Source organism: Xanthomonas sp. NCPPB 1754, assembly GCF_041475725.2.
GTDB lineage: Bacteria > Pseudomonadota > Gammaproteobacteria > Xanthomonadales > Xanthomonadaceae > Xanthomonas > Xanthomonas euvesicatoria.
The window spans coordinates 2,865,004-2,884,992 of record NZ_CM192982.1 but is presented as its reverse complement, the minus strand read 5'-3'; the positions used below and the strand labels follow the sequence as shown (position 1 = coordinate 2,884,992).

General features: G+C 65.7%; 14 protein-coding genes and 1 pseudogene. 8 read left to right on the top strand and 7 right to left on the bottom strand.

What is annotated here, in order from left to right; translation table 11 throughout:
• Nucleotides 1-98: 98 nt before the first annotated feature.
• The 3 genes from ACCQ15_RS12800 to aptA all read right to left on the bottom strand — a co-directional run bounded on the left by ACCQ15_RS12800 (nt 99) and on the right by aptA (nt 3,982).
• Complete coding sequence (locus ACCQ15_RS12800) at nt 99-1,403, bottom strand: DUF445 domain-containing protein (RefSeq protein WP_014090415.1); 1,305 nt, start codon at nt 1,401-1,403, stop codon at nt 99-101.
• 231 nt (nt 1,404-1,634) lie between these two features.
• The gene (locus tag ACCQ15_RS12795; RefSeq protein WP_008571354.1) at nt 1,635-2,483 is read right to left on the bottom strand and encodes a hypothetical protein; all 849 of its coding nucleotides are present in this window, start codon (nt 2,481-2,483) and stop codon (nt 1,635-1,637) included.
• Nucleotides 2,484-2,617: 134 nt separating this feature from the next.
• Nucleotides 2,618-3,982, bottom strand: a complete 1,365-nt coding sequence (gene aptA / locus ACCQ15_RS12790) for an omega-aminotransferase AptA (RefSeq protein WP_372380627.1) — start codon at nt 3,980-3,982, stop codon at nt 2,618-2,620.
• A 516-nt stretch (nt 3,983-4,498) separates the two neighbouring features.
• Here aptA and ACCQ15_RS12785 point away from each other — a divergent pair.
• From ACCQ15_RS12785 to ACCQ15_RS12765, 5 genes are all read left to right on the top strand, one after another.
• Nucleotides 4,499-6,178 (top strand): OFA family MFS transporter, encoded by a 1,680-nt coding sequence (locus ACCQ15_RS12785; RefSeq protein WP_031423106.1) that lies wholly within the window; start codon nt 4,499-4,501, stop codon nt 6,176-6,178.
• Between the two features lie 6 nt (nt 6,179-6,184).
• Nucleotides 6,185-7,030 carry a formate dehydrogenase accessory sulfurtransferase FdhD gene (gene fdhD, locus ACCQ15_RS12780; RefSeq protein ID WP_127168119.1) on the top strand — a complete coding sequence of 282 codons (846 nt, stop codon included), beginning with the start codon at nt 6,185-6,187 and terminating at the stop codon, nt 7,028-7,030.
• Nucleotides 7,027-9,375: an FdhF/YdeP family oxidoreductase gene (locus ACCQ15_RS12775; RefSeq protein WP_218502012.1), complete on the top strand. Its 2,349-nt coding sequence runs from the start codon at nt 7,027-7,029 to the stop codon at nt 9,373-9,375. The genes fdhD and ACCQ15_RS12775 overlap by 4 nt, the downstream gene beginning before the upstream one ends.
• Nucleotides 9,365-9,643, top strand: coding sequence for a hypothetical protein (locus tag ACCQ15_RS12770; protein ID WP_209261624.1), 279 nt, complete (start codon nt 9,365-9,367; stop codon nt 9,641-9,643). The genes ACCQ15_RS12775 and ACCQ15_RS12770 overlap by 11 nt, the downstream gene beginning before the upstream one ends.
• Before the next feature lie 388 nt (nt 9,644-10,031).
• Nucleotides 10,032-11,312 carry an MFS transporter gene (locus tag ACCQ15_RS12765; protein WP_029819642.1) on the top strand — a complete coding sequence of 427 codons (1,281 nt, stop codon included), beginning with the start codon at nt 10,032-10,034 and terminating at the stop codon, nt 11,310-11,312.
• A 119-nt stretch (nt 11,313-11,431) separates the two neighbouring features.
• On the opposite strand, the gene ACCQ15_RS12760 is transcribed toward ACCQ15_RS12765, so the two are convergent.
• The 4 genes and pseudogenes from ACCQ15_RS12760 to ACCQ15_RS12745 form a co-directional block, all read right to left on the bottom strand.
• A complete protein-coding gene (locus ACCQ15_RS12760; RefSeq protein WP_372380626.1) occupies nt 11,432-11,893 on the bottom strand; it encodes a bacteriohemerythrin in 462 nt (153 codons plus the stop codon).
• A gap of 129 nt (nt 11,894-12,022) precedes the next feature.
• Complete coding sequence (locus ACCQ15_RS12755) at nt 12,023-13,321, bottom strand: diguanylate cyclase (protein WP_011347797.1); 1,299 nt, start codon at nt 13,319-13,321, stop codon at nt 12,023-12,025.
• Nucleotides 13,322-13,405: 84 nt separating this feature from the next.
• Nucleotides 13,406-14,725 carry an NAD(P)/FAD-dependent oxidoreductase gene (locus ACCQ15_RS12750; RefSeq protein ID WP_011347796.1) on the bottom strand — a complete coding sequence of 440 codons (1,320 nt, stop codon included), beginning with the start codon at nt 14,723-14,725 and terminating at the stop codon, nt 13,406-13,408.
• Nucleotides 14,722-16,101 (bottom strand): annotated as a pseudogene (locus tag ACCQ15_RS12745) (glutamine synthetase family protein). The gene ACCQ15_RS12750 and the pseudogene ACCQ15_RS12745 overlap by 4 nt, the downstream one beginning before the upstream one ends.
• 142 nt (nt 16,102-16,243) lie before the next feature.
• Here ACCQ15_RS12745 and ACCQ15_RS12740 point away from each other — a divergent pair.
• From ACCQ15_RS12740 to ACCQ15_RS12730, 3 genes are all read left to right on the top strand, one after another.
• On the top strand, nt 16,244-16,999 hold the full coding sequence (locus tag ACCQ15_RS12740; RefSeq protein ID WP_014090405.1) for a gamma-glutamyl-gamma-aminobutyrate hydrolase family protein: 756 nt from the start codon (nt 16,244-16,246) through the stop codon (nt 16,997-16,999).
• A 6-nt stretch (nt 17,000-17,005) separates the two neighbouring features.
• The gene (locus ACCQ15_RS12735; RefSeq protein ID WP_372380625.1) at nt 17,006-18,391 is read left to right on the top strand and encodes a glutamine synthetase family protein; all 1,386 of its coding nucleotides are present in this window, start codon (nt 17,006-17,008) and stop codon (nt 18,389-18,391) included.
• 215 nt (nt 18,392-18,606) lie between these two features.
• Nucleotides 18,607-19,974 (top strand): aspartate aminotransferase family protein, encoded by a 1,368-nt coding sequence (locus tag ACCQ15_RS12730; protein WP_136732657.1) that lies wholly within the window; start codon nt 18,607-18,609, stop codon nt 19,972-19,974.
• The last annotated feature ends 15 nt before the right edge of the window (nt 19,975-19,989 follow it).

The window sequence follows — 19,989 nt, the reverse complement described above, 5'->3', positions numbered from 1 at the left end:
ACCTGCGTCGACCTCGTGGTGCCGCCCGATATCCGGCGGCTGTGTGCAGTCCCCCAAGCCTGCACGTCATTTTCGGATGGGCGATCGACGTTCCCGCATCAAAACGACAGCCAGATCGACAACGCGTGAAGAATCAGTCCGATCAGTCCACCGACCAACGTTCCATTGAACCGAATGTATTGCAGATCGCGTCCCACCCCCAATTCCAATTGTTCGACGAGGTGACGTTCGTCCCAACTTTTCATCGTCGACGCAATATGGTCGGTGACCGATGTGCGCAAGCGCGCGGTGAGTTTGTCGGCGGCCTGCAACATATGTTGATTGAGCGCTTCACGCAGCGAGGGATCCTGCGACAAGGCCCGGCCGAGCGATTGCATGGAACGCTCCACATGCGCGGCCATCGACGATTGTTCGCGCGCCAGGTCATTGCGCAGTGCGTCGCGAATTTCGCCCCATAACCCTTGCACGTAGTCCTGCAGTGCCGGGTGTTCGATGGCGCGTTGCTTGAGTTCTTCCACGCGCACGGCCATCTCCGGCTCGTCGCGCAAGCGCGTGATGTAGCCCTGCAGCCACGCTTCGTAGTCGAGCCTGATTGGATGCTCGGGCGTTTTGAGGATGTCCTGCAGTTCTTCGATCGCCGCACGCGCCATGCGGTCGGCCAGGCTGTCGCCGATCTCTTCGATCGGCTTGACCCAATTCACGGTGCCGACCAGCTTGGGCCATTCGCGGCGCGCGTAACGCACGATCAATGCAGACGCGCGCGTCTTGACCTGCTCCTGGTCCAGCCATTCGCCCAGCCGCAGCAGCACTTCATCCAGCAGCTTCTGGTGGCGGCCGTCGGTGGTGAGCAGGGCCATCACATCGCCGATGGTGGCGGCGGCGTTCCATTTGCGCAGGCGGTCGACCACGAAGCCTTGAATCGCGCGGCGGACGGCTGCCTCGTCGAGCAGTTCCAGCGCCTGCAGCATCCAGCCGCGCGTCATCTGCGCCAGCATGCGTGCCTGCTCTGGTTTGGCCAGCCAATCGCCCAGCCGGCTGGCGGGATCGAATACCCGCAGTTTTTCCATCAACGCATCCGGGGCGAGGAACTGGTCGCGCACGAACACTGCCAACCCGTCGGCCAGCCGTTCCTTGCCGCGCGGCAGGATGGCGGTGTGCGGGATCGGCAGGCCCATCGGGTGGCGGAACAGCGCCACCACCGCGAACCAGTCGGCCAATGCGCCCACCGTGGCCGCTTCGCAGAAGGCCGACACCCAGGCCCAGATGCCGTGTTCGCCCATCAGGTGGCTGACGACGAAGCCGGCGAACATTGCCAGCAACAAGGCCACCGCCAGCAGCTTCATGCGCTGCAACTGGGCACGACGAGGATCGATCGGACGGGGAGTGCTGAGACTGGGTTCCATCGGTGAAGTGTACCCAGTCGTTTGACCAGGGCATGTCCACGGCAGGTGGCGCCATCGCGTGTGCAGGTTGTGGCCGCGTCTTGCGTGCCTTGTGCTCCAGCTGCGCCTGGGTTGGGGCGACCCAGCGGCTGTTGCTGTCGCGGGAGCGCACCTGGGCGCGACGGGCTTTATCGGGAATGCCTGTCGCACACAGGTGCGCTCCTACGTGCTGCTGTCGACTGTCGGGTGCACTCAGCCGCGCAGGCGTTCCAGCTGCGCCTGCAGTGCGGTCACCTTCGATTGCAGCGCGGCATTCTCGTTTTCCAGCTCGGTGACGCGGCGCTGCAGGGCCTTGATGTCGCGGCGTTCGGCTTCGCCACCTTCGGCCTCGTCGGCCTTGGGTTTGCGCTTGGCATCGCGTACACGCTTGGCGGCCTGTTTGAGCTCGGCCTTGCCGGCCTGCGCGGCGGCGCGTTGTTCGTCCTCCGACAGCGTGGCCACCGCAGCGGCGGCGCTGATCGAAATCTCGCCCGCCTTGACCGCCTGCACCACTTCCGGCGCGGCCTGCTTGTGGATGCGTTCGATCATCACCACCTGGTTGCTGCTCAGACGCGCTTCGCGGGCCAGCTCGGCACGGCTGACCGGGGTAGAGGTTTCGTCCCACGGCGGGCTGTCGGTGTCGTCGGCGGTGTGCGTGCTGCTCTGCTCCAGGCCAGTGTCCGGCTGGTCGCCGGCCACCGCCGGCGCTTCGGCTTCGGCGTCGCGCTGGCTGCGTTGGCGTGCGGCCAGGATCTCGCGCTTGCGCAACGCCAGTACGCCACGCTGGAAGTCGGACACGCTGCGCCGGCCCAGGTGCTGTTCGATCATCCACAGGTGCACGTCCTGCATGGACTGGAAGCGCGGGTTCTGCACCGTCTGGAACGGCAGCCCGTGTTTCTGGCAGATACCGTAGCGGTTGTGGCCGTCCACCAGCACATCGCCCCACAGCACCAAGGCATCGCGGCAGCCTTCGGCCAGCAGGCTGCGTTCCAGCGCCTCGTGCTCGTCGGGCGTCAGCGGGTCGATATAGGCCTTGAGTTCTTCTTTGACAACGATGTTCATACGGCAACTGCTGGAAGACGGGGCGGGCATTGTAGTGAGCCGGCCCCGGCTTTGCGCGCTTGACGGCTGCCTGCATGCGTGACACGCGGGCGCCCGTCGCCGACGTTGCGGTCGTTGCCTATGGCCAGCCGAGCCTAGTCCACCTGGCGAAGCATCTTGCCCAGCGTCTCCACCATCTGCCCGATCTGCTCCGGGGTGACGATCAGCGGCGGTGACAGTGCGATGACATCGCCGGTGACGCGCACCAGCAGGCCGCCCTCGTGGAAACAGCGCTCGAAGACCTCGTAACCGCGCGCGCCCGGGGCGCCGTCGCGTGGTGCCAGCTCGATCGCGCCGATCAGGCCGATGTTGCGGATGTCGATCACATGCGGCGAGCCGCGCAGGCCGTGCAGTGCGTCTTCCCACTGCGGGCCCAGCGTGATCGCGCGCGTGAACAGCTCTTCCTCGGCATAGGTGTCCAGCGTGGCAATCGCCGCTGCACAGGCCAGCGGGTGGCCGGAATAGGTATAGCCGTGAAAGAGCTCGATCGCGTTTTGCGGCCCGTGCATGAAGGCATCAAAGATCGCATCGGCCACCAGCACCGCGCCCATCGGCACGGTGCCGCTGGTCAGGCCCTTGGCGGCGGTGATGATGTCCGGGGTGACGCCGAAGCGCTGCGCGGCGAATGCGTCGCCCACGCGGCCGAAACCGGTGATCACCTCGTCGAACACCAGCACGATGCCGTGGCGGTCGCAAATGGCGCGCAACCGCTGCAGGTAACCTTCCGGCGGCAGGATCACGCCGGCCGAACCGGACACCGGTTCGACGAACACTGCGGCGATGGTGGATGCATCGTGCAGGGTGATCAGCCGTTCCAGATCGTCGGCCAGCTCCGCGCCGTGTGCGGGCAATCCACGCGCATAGGCGTTGCGCTGCAGATCCAGCGTGTGCCGCAGATGATCGGTACCGGCCAGCAGCGGACCGAACCACTTGCGGTTGTTGGGCAGCCCGCCGATCGACATGCCGCCGAAGCCGACCCCGTGGTAAGCCTTTTCGCGGCCGATAAAACGGGTGCGCTGGCCTTCGCCGCGCAACCGGTGGTAGGCCAGCACGATCTTCATCGCGCTATCCACCGCCTCCGAGCCGGAGTTGGTGAAGAACACATGGCCCAAGCCGGGCGGGGCGATTGCGGCCAGCCGCTGCGCCAGTACGAAGGGCAGCGGCGAGCCCATCTGGAAGTTCGGCGCGAAATCCAGCGTGCCGGCCTGTTCGCGAATGGCGGCCACGATGCGCTCGCGGCCATGTCCTGCATTGCAGCACCACAGGCCTGCCGTGCCGTCCAGAATCTGGCGGCCGTGGACATCGCGGTAATGCATGCCCTGCGCCGAGGCCAGCAGGCGAGGCCGTGACTTGAACTGGCGATTGGCGGTGAACGGCATCCAGAAGGCATCCAGCTGCGTCGGTGCCTGCAGCGCATCGGCGGCGTCGCTGGGAAGGTGGTGGGGCATGGCAGGCTCCATCGTGCAGGATCGCCCGACTGTACGCAGCTGGCGCCTCGGCCGTCACCTAAGATGCCGGTACGCGCACGGGAATGGCCGGCGCGTTAGTGCGTACTCCGGTAGGACGGTGCCGGGAGCGGATGATGCCGGCACCTGCCGCAGCGCTGCGCGTGCAGCCGGCGCGGGGACGGGTTTCGCGACGCGGTTGGCGAAGTGCAGACAGACTAGTCAATTAGTCGCAGCTGCGGCCGCTAACACCAAGGCACGCTTACGTGACATGGGTATGGGCGGCGCTTTGCAACACTGCAGGGCGCTGGCAAGCATTGCAAACAGGCAGGGATCGCCGATGATGCGCCAGACGACCGCCAGTTGGGCCTGGTCGGTGTCGCTGCCCATATCGCAACGCGTTATTTGATTGCAGCTATCAATCGTATTCGGAACGGCCGACAGGACGTCGCCATCGCCCGCCAGGCGTTGGTGGTAGTCCTGTCAGCCGTGTTTTCGCAGTTCATCGTTGGTTTTTTGGGGGAAATGAGAATGACGCAAGGGTCCACCGTGGCGACAGCCAGCGGCGCAGACGCCGGTTTACTGTCCAAGGAGCGCATCATTGCGCGGCCGGGGTTCAATCGTTGGTTGGTACCGCCGGCAGCACTGGCGATCCACCTGTGCATCGGCATGGCCTACGGCTTCAGCGTGTTCTGGCTGCCGTTGTCCAAGGCGCTGGGCATCACCGAGTCGATCGCATGCCCGGCCGATATGGGCCTGTTCGCACGCATGGTGGCCACCACCTGCGACTGGAAGATCAGCGAGCTGCAGTGGATGTACACGCTGTTCTTCGTGCTGCTGGGGTGCTCGGCAGCGATCTGGGGCGGCTGGCTGGAACGGGCCGGCCCGCGCAAGGCCGGCGTGGTCTCGGCGCTGTGCTGGTGCGGCGGGCTGGTGATCTCGGCAGTCGGCATCCACTTCCATCAGATCTGGATGCTGTGGCTGGGCTCGGGCGTGATCGGCGGCATCGGCCTGGGGTTGGGCTACATCTCGCCGGTGTCGACGCTGATCAAGTGGTTCCCGGACCGACGCGGTATGGCGACGGGCATGGCGATCATGGGCTTTGGCGGCGGCGCGATGATCGGCAGCCCCTTGGCCGATGCGCTGATGCGCCATTTCGCGACCCCCACCTCGGTGGGCGTGATGGAAACCTTCCTGGTGATGGCGGCGCTGTACTTCGTCTTCATGATGGCCGGCGCGTTCGGTTACCGCGTGCCGCCGAGCGGCTGGACCCCGGCCGGCTGGACCGCGCCGGTGGCCAGCAGCAACGCCATGATCACCGCCAACCACGTGCATGTGAAAAAGGTCTGGGGCATCCCGCAGTTCTGGTTGCTGTGGGGCGTGCTGTGCCTGAACGTCTCGGCCGGCATCGGCGTGATCGGCATGTCCTCGCCGATGTTGCAGGAAGTGTTCGGCGGCCGTCTGATCGGCGTGGATGTGGGCTTCGCCAGCCTGGATCCGACCCAGCTGGCCAGCATCGCGGCCATCGCGGCCGGCTTTACCGGTCTGCTCAGCCTGTTCAACATCGGCGGCCGGTTCTTCTGGGCCAGCATGTCCGACAAGCTCGGCCGCAAGAACACCTACACGCTGTTCTTCGTGCTGGGCATCTGCCTGTATGCAGCGGCGCCGTCGGCTGGCGGTATTGGCGGCATCGCGCTGTTTGCGGGCATCTTCTGCATCATCCTGTCGATGTACGGCGGCGGTTTCGCCACCATTCCGGCGTATCTGGCCGACCTGTTCGGTACCCAGATGGTCGGCGCCATCCACGGCCGGCTGCTGACTGCCTGGGCAACCGCCGGCATCCTGGGTCCGGTGGTGGTGGGTTACATGCGCGAGTACCAGCTGGCGCACGGCAGCCCGCCGTCACAGGTCTACAACACCACCATGTACATCCTTGCCGGCATGCTCGTGCTCGGCCTGATCTGCAATCTGTTGGTGCGCCCGGTGGCCGCACGTCACTTCATGACGCCCGACGAACTGGCACGCGAAAAGCAGCTGGCGCACGAAAAGGTCGACCGCACCGGGCACGGCATGATTCCACCGGAACAAATGGCGCGCATCGGTCATGGCGGCAACCCCGCGCTGGTCGCGTTTGCCTGGCTGGCGGTGGGTATCCCGATGCTGTTCGGTATCTGGGTCACGCTGCAAAAAGCCTTCGTGCTGTTCCATTGAGGTGAGATGACCAGTCCGTCTTCCCGCTCCGTGCGTCCGGGCAGTGTGGTACGCACGGTCCGTCGCCATCGCGGCGGCCGCAGCGCCACGGTGCAGGACATGGTGGCAGCCGAAATGCCGGTCGCCTTCATCTACAACGGCGTGCCGTTCGCGGTGATGATGGCCACGCCGGAGGACCTGGAGGATTTCGCACTGGGGTTCTCGTTGAGCGAAGGCATCGTCGATCACGCGCAGGACTTGCGCGTGATCGCGGTGGAGACGTTTCTGGAAGGCGCTTCGCTGCAAATAGAAATCCCGCCCGAGCGCGCAGCCGCGTTGGACCAACGGCGCCGCAATCTGGACGGGCGCAGCGGTTGCGGGGTGTGCGGCAACGAGTCCATCGAAGCGGTGCTGCGTGTGCCGCCGGTGCTGCACTCGTCGCTGCAGATCGACGTGGATGCCTTGGCGCATGCGCTGGATGCGCTGCATGCACGGCAGCCCATCGCCGCGCAGACCGGCGCCGTGCACGCGGCTGCCTGGGCCGATGCGCAGGGCAATGTGCAGCTGGTCCGCGAAGACGTGGGCCGGCATAACGCGTTGGATAAATTGATCGGTGCATTGGCGCGCGCGCGCATCGATGCATCGCACGGGTTCGCGGTGGTCACCAGCCGCGCCAGTTACGAAATGGCCATGAAAGCCGCGCAGGCCCGAATTCCGCTGCTCGCAGCGATTTCGGCGCCAACTGCGCTGGCGATCAGCCTGGCCGAGAGTGCGGGACTGACCCTGATCGGGTTTGCCCGCGATCACGATTGTGTCGTTTACAGCCATCCGCAGCGCCTGGATCTGGGCATTGCGGTGGGAGAGCCCGCATGAGCAAGAAAACCATCAAGCAATACGACAATCCCGCGGGCGGCTGGGGCGCATTGCGCTCGGTGGCCAAGCACCTGATGGAACAGGACATCGCCGTGCAGGGCGCCAAGACGCTGCTGCACGCCAACCAGCCGGACGGTTTCGACTGCCCCGGTTGTGCCTGGCCGGATCGCGACCACACGTCCACGTTCGAATTCTGCGAAAACGGCGCCAAGGCCGTGGCGGCCGAGTCCACCGCACGTCGCGCCGGGCCGGAGCTGTTCGCTTCGCACACCGTCAGCCTGCTGTCGCAATACAGCGATTACTGGTTGGAAGGGCAGGGTCGCCTGACCCACCCGATGCGCTACGACGCTGCGACCGACCACTACGTGCCGGTGAGCTGGGACGATGCCTTTGCGCAGATCGCGCGGCATCTCAATGGCCTGGCAACGCCGGATGAGGCGATCTTCTACACCTCCGGGCGCACCAGCAACGAGGCAGCGTTCCTGTATCAGTTGTTCGTGCGCGAGTTCGGCACCAACAATTTCCCCGATTGCTCCAACATGTGCCATGAGCCCTCCGGCACCGCGCTGCGGTCGCAGATCGGCGTGGGCAAGGGCACGGTGTCGCTGCACGATTTCGAGCTGGCCGACGCCATCTTCATCTTCGGGCAGAACCCGGGCACCAATCATCCGCGCATGCTGGGCGAGTTGCGTCAGGCCTCCAAGCGCGGTGCGGCGATTGCGGCGTTCAACCCGCTGCGCGAGCGCGGGCTGGAAAAGTTCGCCGACCCGCAGGACAAGCTGGAGATGTTGCACAACGGCTCCACGCGCATCGCTTCGGATTATTTCCAGCTCAAGATCGGCGGCGACCTGGCTGCGGTGAAGGGCATCATCAAGCACGTGCTGGAGCGCGATGCGCAGGCGCAGCGCGATGGCACGCCGCGCTTGCTGGACCTGGAGTTCATCCAGGCGCACACCGCCAATTTCGAGGCGTTCGCTGCCGACGTGCACGCGGAGCGCTGGGACACTATCGTCGAAGAATCCGGGCTGGACGAAGCCGCGCTGCGCAAGGCCGGCGAGATCTATCTCAATGCCGAGCGCGTGATTGCCTGCTGGGGCATGGGCATCACCCAGCACAAGCATTCGGTGGCGACCATCCACATGATCACCAACCTGCTGCTGCTGCGCGGCAACCTGGGCCGGCCCGGCGCGGGTGTCTGCCCGGTGCGCGGGCACAGCAACGTGCAGGGCGACCGCACGATGATGATCTATGAAAAGCCGCCGGCCGCGTTCCTGGACAAGCTGCAATCGGTGTTCGGTTTCGCGCCCCCGCGCGCAGACGGGTTCGATACCGTGGGTGCGATCGAGGCGATGCTGGATGGGCGGGGCAAGGTGTTCTTCGCGATGGGCGGCAATTTTGCTGCCGCTACGCCGGATACCGATGCCACGCACCGCGCGTTGCGCAACTGCGAATTGACCGTGCATGTCACCACCAAGCTCAATCGCAGCCACCTGGTGCATGGGCGCGATGCGTTGATCCTGCCGTGTCTGGGGCGCACCGAGATCGACATCCAGGATGCCGGCGCACAAGGCGTGACGGTGGAGGATTCGATGAGCATGGTGCACCTGTCGGCCGGCATCAATCCGCCGGCCTCGCCGGACCTGCTGTCGGAACCGGCGATCGTGGCGCGCATGGCCGAAGCCACGCTGGGCGCACGCAGCGCGATCCGCTGGCGCTGGCTGGTGGGCGATTACGACCGCGTGCGCGATCTCATCGCGCAGGTGTTTCCGGACTTTGCCGGGTTCAACGAACGCGTGCGTACGCCGGGTGGGTTCCGTTTGTCCAACACCGCCCGCGATCGCCAATGGGTGACGCCGGAACAACGTGCCGTGTTCAAGTCGCATGCGGTGCCCACCGACAATCCCATCCACCGCGCGCGCCGCAGCCACGCCGAGCAGATGGTGTTTACGCTGGCCACCACGCGTTCGCACGATCAGTACAACACCACCATCTATGGGTTGGACGACCGCTATCGCGGTGTGTTCGGCGAGCGCCGCGTGCTGTTCATCAATGGGGCGGATATCGCGGCGTTGAACATGAAGGCGGGCGATTGGGTGGACCTGGAAAGCCTGTGCGAGGACGGCGTGCGCCGCGAGGCGCGGCGTTTCCTGTTGGTGGACTACAACATCCCGCGTGGCTGCCTGGCCGCGTACTACCCGGAAACCAATGCGCTGGTGCCGTTGTCCAGTTTCGCCGACGAGGCGCGTACGCCGACCTCCAAGTCGATTCCGGTCATCGTGCTGCCGCACCGCGCCGAAACCGCCGATGCGGCGCCGCGCGATATCGGAGCAGTGCTTGTCCGCTGATCCACAGCTCACCTCACAGCTGTTGCATGCGCTTGCCGACGCGCCCGATGGCGTGTCGCTGGCCCGGCTATGCAAGCACCTGGGCGTGCGCATGAGCGTGCTGCTGCGCACGCTCGCCTGGTTGGGGACGGCGAACCTGGACGGCCAGCCGGGTCCGGATTGGGTGCGCGTGGAAGATCGCGGCGAGCGGCAGTTTGCAGTACTGACGCCGGTTGGTTTGGCCGAGCATGCGCAGCGATCAGCTGCGCAAACGTTGCAGGGCGGTTGAGCGAGCTTCCCGCTGCTTGATTGAAAGCTCTGCAGACCGACCAACTCAACTGGTCCTTGCCGGCCCATCGTCGCGGGACCCTTGGCGGCATGGGTGCCCGCCACGGAGCCTACAAGTGCGTACCTGCGGCGTGTCCTGCGATGGTGGGCGCGCAAGGGCCTGCAGCAAACGCCAAGACCTCGCACCTTGCAGGCTGAGCAGTTGACGATCTCCGGCTACGCGTTGCCGGACACCTCTCCTCTGCGAACGCGTCTGCTCCAAGACGAGTCGGGCGCGATCCACAGCACCGTCGGTCACGCCTGCAACTTTTTGCTCCCGCCTGGCCTGCGCAAAGCAGTGCCGCGATCTGCCAGAATCGGCCGTCTTGCTTCCCGGATGCCGATCAACCATGACTGCCGCTGCGCCGCTTGCCGCACCCACCAATTCACCTGCGCGCGTGCTATTCGCCAGCCTGATCGGCACCACCATCGAGTTCTTCGATTTCTATATCTACGCCACCGCCGCAGTGCTGGTGTTTCCCACGCTGTTCTTTCCCGCCGGCGATGGCAGTGCGGCGATGCTGCAGTCGTTGGCGACCTTTGCGGTCGCGTTTGTTGCGCGGCCGGTGGGCTCGGCGGTGTTCGGTCACTTCGGCGACCGGGTAGGGCGCAAGGCCACGCTGGTGGCAGCGCTGCTGACGATGGGTTTGTCCACCGTGGCCATCGGCCTGCTGCCCAGTTACGCGCAGATCGGCGTGTTTGCGCCTGCGTTGCTGGCGTTATGCCGCTTCGGCCAGGGGTTGGGCCTGGGCGGCGAGTGGGGCGGGGCGGTGCTGCTGGCCACCGAGAACGCGCCGCCGGGCAAGCGGGTGTGGTACGGCATGTTTCCGCAACTGGGCGCGCCGCTGGGGTTCTTGTTGTCCACCGGCACCTTTCTGGGCATGGGCGCAGTGCTGGACGATGCGCAGTTCATGCAGTGGGGATGGCGCGTGCCGTTTCTGGCCAGTGCATTGCTGGTCCTGACGGGGCTGTGGGTGCGCCTGAGCATCACCGAGACGCCCGATTTCCAGAAGACGCTGGACCGCAAGACGCGTGTCCGGCTGCCGCTGGGCACCGTGGTCGCGCAGCATTGGCCGGCGCTGATTGTCGGCACGCTGGGCGCGTTCGCCACCTTCGTGCTGTTTTATCTGATGACGGTGTTCGCGCTCGGCTATGGCACCAAGACGCTGGGCTACGACAAGGAACAATTCCTGTTGTTGCAGATGGCCGGCATCGTATTTTTTGCGCTCGGCATTCCGCTGTCGGCCAAGTTTGGCGACCGGCACGGCGCGCCGCTGGCGATGATGCTGGCCAGCATCGCCATCGTGGCATTCGGCCTGGCGTTTGCGCCGCTGTTTCAGGCCAGTCACCCGTTGCAGGTGCTGGCGTTCCTGTCGCTGGGATTTTTCTTCATGGGCCTGACCTATGGTCCCTGCGGCACGTTGCTGGCCGAGCTGTATCCCACCGAGGTGCGCTACACCGGCGCATCGCTGTCGTTCAATCTGGCCAGCATCCTGGGCGCGGCGCCGGCGCCCTACGTGGCCACGCAACTGGCGGCCAGTTACGGCGTGCAATCGGTAGGGTATTACCTGGGCGGGGCGGCCGTGCTGAGCCTGATGGCGCTGGTCGTGGCGCGGCGCTGGCGTCGCTGAGCGGCAGATCGCAACGGTTGATGGAGTCTGCGATCGTGCAGCAACGCGGCGGCCCACGATGACGCGATGGCGTGCGCGCTTCGGTGCGCTGCTGCAGAGCCGAGGCGTTGATCTGGCTGCTAGCCGAAGATCCGCTTGAGCGTGCGGCCCAGCCAGCCACCATGCTGATGTGTGCGCGAAAACCGGTCCAGGTGTGCGATCACCTGTGGTGCGTAGGCCTGATCGTCACCGCGAATATGGTTGAACAGCCAGCGTGAGAGCATGTTGCGCAGTTCGTCGCTGACGTCTTCGCCGGCCTGGAAGCGCAGGCGGTATTCGCCGACACGCTTGCCGAACACCGCATGCACGCGCTGGTGCGCCTGGCTGAAGGGATAGCCGGCTTTCTGCATCAGTTCTTCTTCGAAGGCGAAGTGCGAGAGCGTGTAATCGATCAGTTCGTCGATCACCTCCGCCACTGCCAGTTGCTGCAGACTGGTCTGCGCAACATGCAGCTGATTGATCATGTCCACAATGCGCCGGTGTTGATGATCGATGACCTCGATCCCGGTGTTGAGGTCGTCCTGCCAGACCAGCAGTGCCATCGAAGTACCTTGCCCAATGCGATGGGCATACGGTAAGCCGCGCGCGCCGGCAGTGCGTTGATCTGGATCAAGGCATGTCGGCAGGCGCGTCATCCGCACGCGTCGCTTGGGCCTGCAGGCGACGCTGGATCAGCTTGCCAGACGCACCTGGTTACGGCCGCCGGCCTTGGCCAGATACAGGTGCTTGTCCGCTTCGTTCAGCAGGTAATGCAGCGATTGGTCGCTTTCGCTGGCGATGCATACGCCGATGCTCACCGTCATGCTCAACGTCTCGTCTCCCACGCGCACGCGCAAGGCGCTGATGCGTTCGCGCAGGGTTTCGAAATAGCTGGTGGCATTGGCCGCATCCAGCCCGGGCACCAGCAGGCAGAACTCTTCGCCGCCGAAGCGTGCGACCAGGTCTTGCGGCCGCGCATGCCCGGACACCGAAGCGGCCACCGCACGCAACGCCTGGTCGCCGGCTTCGTGGCCCCAGGTGTCGTTGATGTGCTTGAAATGGTCGATATCCACCATCGCCGCGGTCACCGTCTGGTCCTGCAACAGCAGCTTGGGAATGACGCGCTGGCTCTGTTCCAGAAAGTAGCGCCGGTTGGGCAGGCCGGTGAGGAAGTCGCGGGTGGCCAGATCCTGCAGCGTGCCGATCAGTTCCAACTGGTCCACGTTTTGCGATACGCGGCAGAAGAATTCTTCGCGCGAGAAGGGTTTGCGCAGGAAGTCGTTGGCGCCGTTCTTCAGGAAACGCGGAATCAGCGACGAATCGCTATTGCCGGAAATGCCGATCACCGCCACCTTGTCACGCGAGCGGATCGCGCGCAGCCGGCGGGTGAATTCCACGCCATCCATCCCAGGCATTTCCTGGTCGACGATGGTCAGGCGGATGCCGGGGTCGCGTTCGATGGCGTCCAGTCCGGCAGCGCCGTCGGCCGCCAGCACCACGCGGTAGCCGTACATGGACAGCAGCGCGCCGGCATAGGTGCGTGCCGACAGCGAGTCGTCCACCACCAGGGCGGCGATCCGGCGATTGCGCTCCAGGCGCTGCACCAGCCATGCCAGGTATTCGATGCTGCCCGGTGCATTTTTCAGCACGTAATCGATGATCTGCTGCTGCAGCACGCGCTGGCGCAGGTCTTCGTCGTACACGCCGCTGACCACCACGGTGGGCAGTTTGCGCGAGAGAAAGAATTCCACAACCTTGTCGCGGTCGCCGTCCACCAGTACCAGGCCGGTGAGGACCAGGAACCAGCCGTCCTCTTCGTCGAGCACGCGCGCGGCTTCGGCCAGGGTCGAGACGACCGTGACCGGGAGTTCCACGCGTTGCTCGATGGCTTCGCGCAGCATGCTGGTGAACGTGCGCGAGTTCTCCACCAACAGCACGCGCTGCGGCAGGACTGCACTTTCACTATTGCGATGTAGGGTACCTGGGGACATCGGCTGGCCGTCTGGATCGAACCGTCAGGTCAGCTAACGGCCCTGCTCGCCAAAACTTGAGCACCACGTTCCAAAGCGTGGCGCTCACCACAGCGCATCGCGCAGCCGATACCAGCTCATCGCCGCCACCAGTAGCGGGGTCCGTAGCCGCCGCCCGCCGGGGAACGGGCGGTGCGGAATGCGTTCGAACACGTCCAGGCGCCGGCTCTGGCCGGCGATGGCCTCGGCAATGACCTGGCCGGCCAGGCCGGTGGCCGCCACGCCATGTCCGGAAAAGCCCTGTGCGAAGTACAGATTGGGCGCCAGCCGGCCCCAGTGCGGCGCACGGTTGCGCGAGATGTCCACGTAGCCGCCCCACAGCGTTTCCAGCGGCACGTCGTGCAGCTGCGGGAATACCGTATGCATGCGCTGGGTCATCAGGCGCTGCAAGCCCGCAGGCGGACGCGAGGAGTAACTGGCGCGCCCACCGAACAGCAGGCGGTGATCGGCACTGAGCCGATAGTAATCCAGTGCCCAGTTGGTATCGGCCACCGCCATGTCGTTGGCGATCAGGGCGCGTGCACGCGCCTGGCCCAGCGGCGGCGTGGCGCCGACATAGGTGCCGACCGGCATGATGCGCTGCTCCAGCGTCGGGGCGATGCCGCGCAGCAGTGCATTGCCGGCGATCACACCGAACGCGGCAGTCACGTTGCCGTGGGCGGTATGCATCACCACGCGCGCGCCGGGCCGCTGCCTGGTCACGGCCGAGTCCTCGTAGATGCGCACGCCGGCGGCCAGCGCGGCCCGCGCCAGGCCCAGTGCATAGGCCAGCGGCTGCAGATGGCCGCTGGCAGGGTCGAACATGGCGCCCAGGTACAGCGGGCTGTCCAGCACCTGGCGGGTGCGTGCGCGGTCCCACCATTGCAGCGGGTAGTCGTAGCGTTCGGCCATGCGCACGATGCCGTGTTGCAGCGCCTGCACCTGACGCGGCTTCAGCGGCACATGCGCGTGGCCGTCGCGCCAGTCGCAGGCGATGGCATGGCGCGCGATGCGCTCGCGCAGCAGGCGCATGCCGTCGCGCGAGAAATCGAACAACAGGCGAGCATCGTCGTTGCCGACCAGCGCTTCCAGCGTTTCCTGCTCGCACCCATAGCCAACGATGGCTTGGCCGCCATTGCGCCCGGACGCGCCCCAGCCCACACGCCGGGCTTCCAGCACGATGACGGCGTAACCGGCCTCGGCCAGCGCCAGCGCGGCGGCGAGGCCGGTATAGCCACCGCCGAGAATGCAGACGTCGGCGTGCTCGGCGCCTTGCAGGCGCGGTTGTTGGGGCAGGCCCGGCGTGCTGCGTGCGTACCAGCTGTCCGGATACCCATTGCCCGCTGAATCGCTGTGCGGCGGTGGCGCGTGGGGGGAAGCCATCACACGGTGCGCAGGTACCGCGCGTAATCCAGGTCGGGGACCTGCGCCTGGTAGTCGAGCAGCTCGCGTTGCTTCTGCTGGCCGAATACGTGCTGGAACTGCATGCCGAACTGCTCGGCGATGAAGTCGCTGCCGACGAACGCATCCACCGCGCCTTGCCAGCTGCGCGGGGTGAACACCGACTGCGCGTACGCATTGCCGGTGACCGCCGCGGTGGGTTCGGCCGGCTGCCGCAGGCCGTCCAGCATCGCGGCCAGCACGGCTGCAGCGGCCAGATACGGGTTGGCATCGGCACCGGCAATGCGGTGTTCGATGCGGGTGTTGTGCGCATCGCTGTGCGGGATGCGCAGCGCCACGGTGCGGTTGTTGAAACCCCAGCTTGCATCCAGTGGCACGAACGCGTTGCTGACGAAGCGGCGATAGCTGTTGGCATGCGGGGCGAACATCAGGAGCGAGGCATCCGCATGCCGCTGCAGCCCGGCGATGGCGTGGCGTAGCGGCTGCGCAGGCGCGTCGGCGGCGCTGGCCAGCACGTTGTGCCCGGCGGCATCGAGCAGGCTCACATGCAGATGCAGGCCGCTGCCGGCCTGGCCGGGGAAAGGCTTGGCCATGAAGCTGGCCAGCTTGCCCTGCTGCTGCGCAATGGCTTTGATGGTGCGCTTGAGCAGAATCGCCTCGTCGCAGGCGGCCACCGCATCGGCACGGTGGTGCAGATTGATTTCGAACTGGCCGGGAGCGTACTCGGCCACGGCGGTGTCGGCCGGAATGCCTTGCTGTCTGCAAGCGGCGGTGACCGCATCGGTAAAACCACGCTGGTCGTCCAGATCCTGCAGCGAATACACCTGCGTGCTGTCACTGCGTTCGCCGGTGATCGGGTCGCGCGGGGTCTGCGGGCGCCCCTGTGCATCGGCGATGGCGTCGAACAGGTAAAACTCCAGCTCCACTGCGATGACCGGGGTCAGGGCGAGTGCGCCAAACCCCTGCAACACGCGCTGCAACACCGCACGCGGGGCGACTTCGAACAGCGCGCCTTCGGGGGTATGCATTGCCAGCAGCAGTTGCGCCATCGGCCTTGGCGCCCAGGGCACCGGGCGTAGCGAGCCTTCGATCGGCCGGCAGATGCGGTCGGCGTCGCCGATCGCGTAGCCAAGCCCGGTCTCTTCCACCGTGTTGCCGGTGATGTCGGTGGCGATCAGCGACATCGGCAGGCACACGCCCTCGCGATACACCTTGCCCAGGGCCTCGGCGGTCACCCGCTTGCCGCGCAGCACGCCGTTGGTGTCGGGCAATCACAGATCGACAGACTCGCACCCGGCGATGCGAGAGAGGGTGTGGGCATCGGCAGCCGGCAGGGAGGCGATGGAGTTTTCGGAAGCCATGGGCAACACCTGCGAAGTCGCCGCCCAGCGTAGCAAAGCGCGCGTGAGTAATCGCAAGCGCAGTGGCACGCTTGGCAATGCCGGCAATGGCGCGGTAACTTCGAGCGTATCGACGTTCCACCGAACGTATCGGATTTCGCGCATGGCAGTCGTTCCGCTGGTCGGCCTGCCGACCGATCGCATCCTGCAAGGGCCTCATCCGTTTCTGGCTGCCGGCGAGAAGTACATCCGCGCGGTGGTCGAGGCAGCCGCTGCGATGCCGGTGCTGTTGCCCAGCCTGCAGCCGGCATTGGATGCAGGCGCGTGGCTGGAGCGGCTGGATGGGCTGTTGTTGACTGGAGCGGTCAGCAATGTGGAGCCGCATCACTACAGCGACGAGCCCAGCTGGGAAGGAAACCCGCACGACCCGGCGCGCGATGCCACCAGCCTCGCGCTCATCCCGCAGGCGCTCGCGCGTGGCCTGCCGGTGCTGGCGATCTGCCGCGGGCTGCAGGAGGTCAATGTGGCACTGGGCGGGCGCCTGCATCAGCGCGTGCACGACGTGCCCGGCCTGGCCGACCACCGGGAAGACCGCGGCACACCGATAGACATGCAATATGGCCCGGCGCATGTGGTGCACCTGCATCCCGGCGGCTGGCTGGCGGGCATGAGCGATAGCGCCCAGGTCTGGGTCAATTCCCTGCACGGGCAGGGCATTGCCACGCTGGCTGAGGGCTTGCTGATCGAAGCCACCGCGCCGGACGGGCTGATCGAAGCGTTCCGCGGCTCCGGCCCGGGGTTTCTGCTGGCAGTGCAATGGCATCCGGAATGGCGTGTCACACAGCATCCGTTCTACCGTGCCATCTTTCAGGCCTTCGGCGAGGCCTGTCGCCAATACGCCGCGCGACGCGGCAAGTGAGGTTGCATGTCCATCCGCACGCGTTCGCGCAAGACCCCGTCCAAGCAGCCGGAGAGCGCGCTGCGCCGCTGGCTGAAAGAGCGCAGCATCACCGAGGTGGAATGCCTGGTGCCGGACATTACCGGCAACGCGCGCGGCAAGATCATTCCCGCCGACAAGTTCTCGCATGAGTACGGGACGCGCCTGCCGGAAGGCATCTTCGCCACCACCGTGACCGGCGATTTCCCCGACGATTATTACGCGCTCACCTCACCGTCGGATTCGGACATGCATCTGCGCCCGGATGCCAGCACCGTGCGCATGGTGCCGTGGGCGGCCGACCCCACCGCGCAGGTCATCCACGACTGCTATACCAAGGATGGCCAGCCGCACGAACTTGCCCCGCGCAACGTGCTGCGCCGCGTGCTGGACGCCTATGCCCAGGCCAAGCTGCAACCGGTGGTGGCACCGGAGCTGGAGTTCTTCCTGGTGCAGAAAAATACCGACCCCGACTTCCCGTTGCTGCCGCCGGCAGGGCGCTCCGGGCGGCCGGAAACGGCGCGGCAGTCGTACTCGATCGACGCGGTCAACGAGTTCGACCCCATCCTGGACCTGATGTACGACTACTGCGATGCGATGGAGCTGGACGTGGACACGCTGATCCACGAATCCGGCGCCGCGCAGTTGGAAGTCAACTTCACCCATGCCGACCCGATGTCGCGCGCGGACCAGGTGTTCCTGTTCAAGCGCACCATGCGCGAAGCCGCGCTACGGCACGGTGTGTATGCCACGTTCCTGGCCAAACCAATGGAAACCGAGCCAGGCAGTGCGATGCATATCCACCAGAGCCTGTTGCATGCCGGCACCTGCAAGAACGTGTTCAGCGGCAAGCGCGAGGGCGGTTTCAGCGATACCTTCGCGCATTATCTGGGCGGCTTGCAGAAATACATTCCGATGGCGATGGGCCTGCTGGCGCCCAACGTCAATTCATACCGGCGGTTGATGTTCGGCGAGGTGTCGCCGAGCAATGTGCTGTGGGGCTTCGACAACCGCACCTGCGGGCTGCGCGTGCCCATCGATGCGCCGCAGAACATGCGGGTGGAAAGCCGCTTTGCCGGCTCCGACGCCAACCCGTATCTGGCTATGGCAGCGACCTTGGCCTGCGGGTTATTGGGGATCGGCGAAAAGCTCGAACCGACCGCGCCGATCAGCAGCAATGGCAAGGAGCAGGGCTACGATTTGCCGCGCTCGCTGGGCGAAGCGCTGGATGAACTGGAAGGCTGCGAGGCGTTGCAGGAGATGTTGGGGCGGCGGTTCGTGCGTGCATACATCTCGGTGAAGCGGAAAGAGTACGAGACGTTTTTCCGGGTCATCAGTTCGTGGGAACGGGAGTTCTTGTTGTTGAATGTGTGAGGCGTTCTTGCATCTCACGCGCGTGCTGTGTTCCTTCTCCTCCCGGGAGAAAATGCCCGAAGGATGGATGAGGGCGACCTCGGCGGCAACGGAAGTTCTCGCGGCCAAGCTGCCTGCCCGGTGTGCAAGCGATTAGCCGGGCGTTCTGCAAAACCGTCCACGGTCCGGCAACAGGGCCTGGGTATGCTTGTAACCCCTCACGCGCGGAGCAGGTCGTGGATCCTTCGGTGCTCAAGGCGTTGCAGCGGCTCGACGCCGCCCATCATCTGCATCCGTTCAACGACAACGCGGCATTGGCGCACAAGGGCACGCGCATCCTGACGCGCGGTGAGGGCGTGTACGTGTGGGATGCCGACGGCAATCAGTTTCTGGATGCGTTCGGCGGACTGTGGTGCGTCAATGTCGGCTACGGGCGCAAGGAACTGGCGCAGGCAGCGGCGCGTCAGATGGAGCAGCTGGCCTACTACAACAGCTTCTTCCAGTGCACCACCGAACCCACCATCCGGCTGGCGGCCAAGCTGGCGGCGTTGGCGCCGGGCGATTTGAATCATGCGTTCTTCGCCAACTCCGGGTCCGAGGCCAACGACACCATCCTGCGCCTGGTGCGGCATTTCTGGGCCGTGCAGGGGCAGCCGCAAAAACGCATCTTCATCGGCCGCCACGATGGCTATCACGGCACCACCATGGCCGGCGCCAGCCTGGGCGGCATGAAGGGGATGCACCGGCAGGGCGGGTTGCCGATTGCCGATATCCATCACATCGCACCGCCGTATCACTTCGGCGATGGCGGGCAGATGGATCCGGAGGACTACGGGTTGCTGGCGGCACGTCGTCTGGAGGACAAGATTCTGGAACTCGGCCCCGAACATGTGGCTGCGTTCATCGGTGAGCCGATCATGGGCGCGATCGGCGTCTATATCCCACCGCGCAGTTACTGGCCGGAAATCGAGCGGATTTGTCGGCGCTACGACGTCCTGCTGGTCGCCGATGAAGTGATCTGCGGTTTCGGCCGCACCGGCGAGTGGTTCGGTGCGGAGTACTTCGGCTTCCAGCCTGACGTGATGACGCTGGCCAAAGGCATCACCTCCGGCTACATCCCGCTGGCGGCAGCCATGTTCAACGACCGCGTGGCCGGCGTGCTCAAGACCCAAGGCGGCGAGCTGGCGCACGGTGGTACCTATGCCGGGCATCCGGTGTGCGCGGCGGTGGCGCTGGAAAACCTGCGCCTGCTGCAGGACGAGGGCATTGTCGAGACCGCGCGCACGCAGGTTGCGCCGTACCTGGCGCAGCGCTGGGCCGCCCTGGGCGAGCACCGGTTGGTGGGCGAGGCACGCATCGCCGGGCTGGTCGGGGCGCTGGAGCTGGTGCCGGACAAGCAGCGCCGTGGTGCGTATTTCCCCGGGCGCGGGCGGGTAGGGGCGATGTGTCGCGATTTCGCGCTGCGCCGCGGGCTGATCCTGCGCGCGACCTACGATGCCATGCTGCTGTCGCCGCCGTTGATCATTACCCGGGAGCAGGTCGACGAACTGTTCGACAAGGCCTGGGCCGCGCTGGACGACACCGCGCAGGCCTTGGGTCGATAGCTCCTGCACAAGCCG